Source organism: Streptomyces glaucescens, assembly GCF_002154375.1.
Taxonomy (GTDB): domain Bacteria; phylum Actinomycetota; class Actinomycetes; order Streptomycetales; family Streptomycetaceae; genus Streptomyces; species Streptomyces glaucescens.
Genome location: NZ_MUND01000822.1, coordinates 1 through 2,533 on the forward strand (window position 1 = coordinate 1; position 2,533 = coordinate 2,533).

2 protein-coding genes are annotated in these 2,533 nt (G+C 73.5%); one reads left to right on the forward strand and one right to left on the reverse strand.

What is annotated here, in order from left to right; genetic code table 11:
- The coding region (locus tag CCN42_RS37815) for an SDR family oxidoreductase (RefSeq protein WP_107427714.1) at positions 1–1,505 on the reverse strand (1,505 nt) is incomplete at its 3' end.
- Positions 1,506–1,815: 310 nt separating this feature from the next.
- On the opposite strand from CCN42_RS37815, the gene CCN42_RS37820 reads away from it, so the two are divergent.
- Entirely contained in the window at positions 1,816–2,322 is a 507-nt protein-coding gene (locus CCN42_RS37820; RefSeq protein ID WP_086741777.1) for a MarR family winged helix-turn-helix transcriptional regulator, read from the forward strand.
- The last annotated feature ends 211 nt before the right edge of the window (positions 2,323–2,533 follow it).

Genomic DNA, 2,533 nt, shown 5'->3' on the forward strand with positions numbered 1-2,533 from the left:
GGGGCGGACGATGTCTTCGCCGCGGCGCGGGCGATGTTGCGGGCCATGCCGCCGAAGACCAGGGCGTGGAAGGGCGAGACACCCCACCAGTAGCCCTGGCCGAGCAGGCCGTGCGGATGGAACAGGGCGCGCTGGCGGTACCGGGTGCGGCCGGCCGGGTCCGTCCCGGCGTACATCTCCAGCCAGGCCAGCCCGGGCAGCCGCATCTCGGCCCGCAGCCGCAGCAGCCGCCCCCGTTCGATCTCCTCGACCCGCCAGAAGTCCAGGGAGTCCCCGGCCCGCAGCCGCTGCGCGTCCCGGCGTCCGCGCCGCAGTCCGACCCCGCCCACCAGCCGGTCCAGCAGGCCGCGCACCGACCAGGCGAGCGGGAAGGAGTACCAGCCGTTCTTCCCGCCGATCCCCTCGATGACCCGCCACAGCGCCTCCGGCGAGGCGTCCACGGTGATCTCCCGCTCGTCGGTGTAGAGGCTGCCACCCGCCCAGTCCGGATCGGTGGGCAGGGGATCGCTCGGGGCGCCGGGCACCGAGGCGCTGGACCAGCGGGTGTCGACCCGGGCCTCGCGCACCCGTTGCAGGGCCAGCCGTACCGCCTCGTCGAAGCCGAGCGGGTGCCCGGGCGGATCCGGGACGTACCGCGCGATGTCGTGCTCGTGGCAGACCACCTCGTGGCGCAGCGACTCGGCGAGCGGCCGGGCGATGGACGCGGGCACCGGGGTCACCAGACCGACCCAGTGGCTCGACAGGCTCGGCGTGAGCAGCGGAACGGGGAGCATGAGACGGCGCGGCAGTCCGGCGACCCGGGCGTAGCGCAGCATCATGTCGCGGTACGTCAGCACCTCCGGTCCGCCGATGTCGAAGGTACGGTTCACCTCCGCCGGCATCCCCGCGCTGCCGACCAGGGCGCGCAGCACGTCCCGTACGGCGACGGGCTGGATCCGGGTGTGCACCCAGCTCGGCGTGACCATGACCGGCAGCCGCTCGGTCAGATACCGCAGCATCTCGAAGGAGGCCGAGCCGGAGCCGAGGATCACCGCCGCGCGCAGCACGGCCGTGGGGACACCGGACGCCAGCAGGACACGGCCCACCTCCGCCCGCGAGCGCAGATGCGGGGAGAGATCCCGCTCGGGGACGCCCGCGGGAGTGAGACCGCCGAGATAGACGATCCGCCGCACCCCCGCGGCGCGCGCCTGCCGGGCGAACACCGTCGCGGCCCGCCGGTCCGTCTCCTCGAAGTCCTTGCCCGTGCCCAGGGCGTGCACCAGGTAGTACGCCACGTCCACGTCCCGCAGGGCCGCACCGGTCGACGCGTCGTCCGTGACGTCGCCGCGGACGATCTCCGCGTCATCCGCCCAGGGGTGGTCGCGCAGCTTGCCGGGGGACCGGGCCAGACAGCGGACCCGGTACCCGGCCGTCAGCAGCTCGGGGACCAGCCGGCCGCCGATGTAGCCGGTGGCACCGGTCACCAGACAACGCGGACCCTCTTGCGTGGTGTAGTCACCGTTCATCGCCCTGATCACCGCTCACCGCCCTGGTCGCTCGTTCACCGTCACCTTCATGGTCCTGCGCCTCGCTCGCCACCGCTCGGTTCCCGCGGGTGCCGGACGGACCGTGACGGGCCGGCCGTCCTTGCGTCCGGGCATTCCCGTACGACTTCCCCGGACGGGCCACCTCCGGATGCGCCGCCCGGCTGGCCGGCCCCGGGAGCCGGTCCATGGTTGTGCTCTCCGGCGTCGGTCTCCCCGGCGGGGACCCCGCCCAGACCTTGCCGCCCCCCGCGCTTTCCCCCGCCGGGCGGCGGTTCTATAGGCTGATCACGTGGCCACAGCAGAAGACCGGGAGCAGCCGACGCGGCGGCCGGAGCCCGGTGCGGGTGCCGGACCGGACCTGCAGTCCTTCGCCGTCCACCTGCGCAGACTGCACGGGGAGATCAACCGTCTGATGCAGGGCTTCGCCGGTGACCACGGGCTGCACGCGACGGACGTCCAGGCGCTGGCGGCGATCCTCGACGCGGACGAGCCGATGACCCCGGGGCGTCTGCGGGAGCGGCTCGGGCTCACTTCGGGGGCGGTCACGGCGTGTGTGGACCGCCTGGAGCGCGCCGGGCACGTCCGCCGGGTGCGGGAGAGCGCCGACCGCCGCGTGGTCCATCTGCACTACGCGGCCGACGCCCGGCCGGCCGCGCGGACCTACTTCCGGCCGCTCGCGGAGGCCACGCAGGCCGCAGCCGACCGTTTCAGCGAGGAGGAGCTGGCGGTGGTGCTGAGCTTCCTCGCGGCGGTGAACGAGGAACTCGGCGCGCTCAAGCCGCACGGCGGTCGCTGAGCCGCGTGCCCTGAGCCGCGCGACCGCTGCCCGGGGCCGCGTGCCCTGAGCCGCGGCGGCATTCCCGCATCCGGGGACCGCCCGGCTCCGGAAGAACAAGCGTCGTCTAAGATCGCCTCACCCGCCTGATAGTTCACTCATTGAGATTCTTTTCTGTTGAGTTACCGAGTTGCTCTTCTGACCGCCCACCCCGACGCGGAGTCCTGAGACC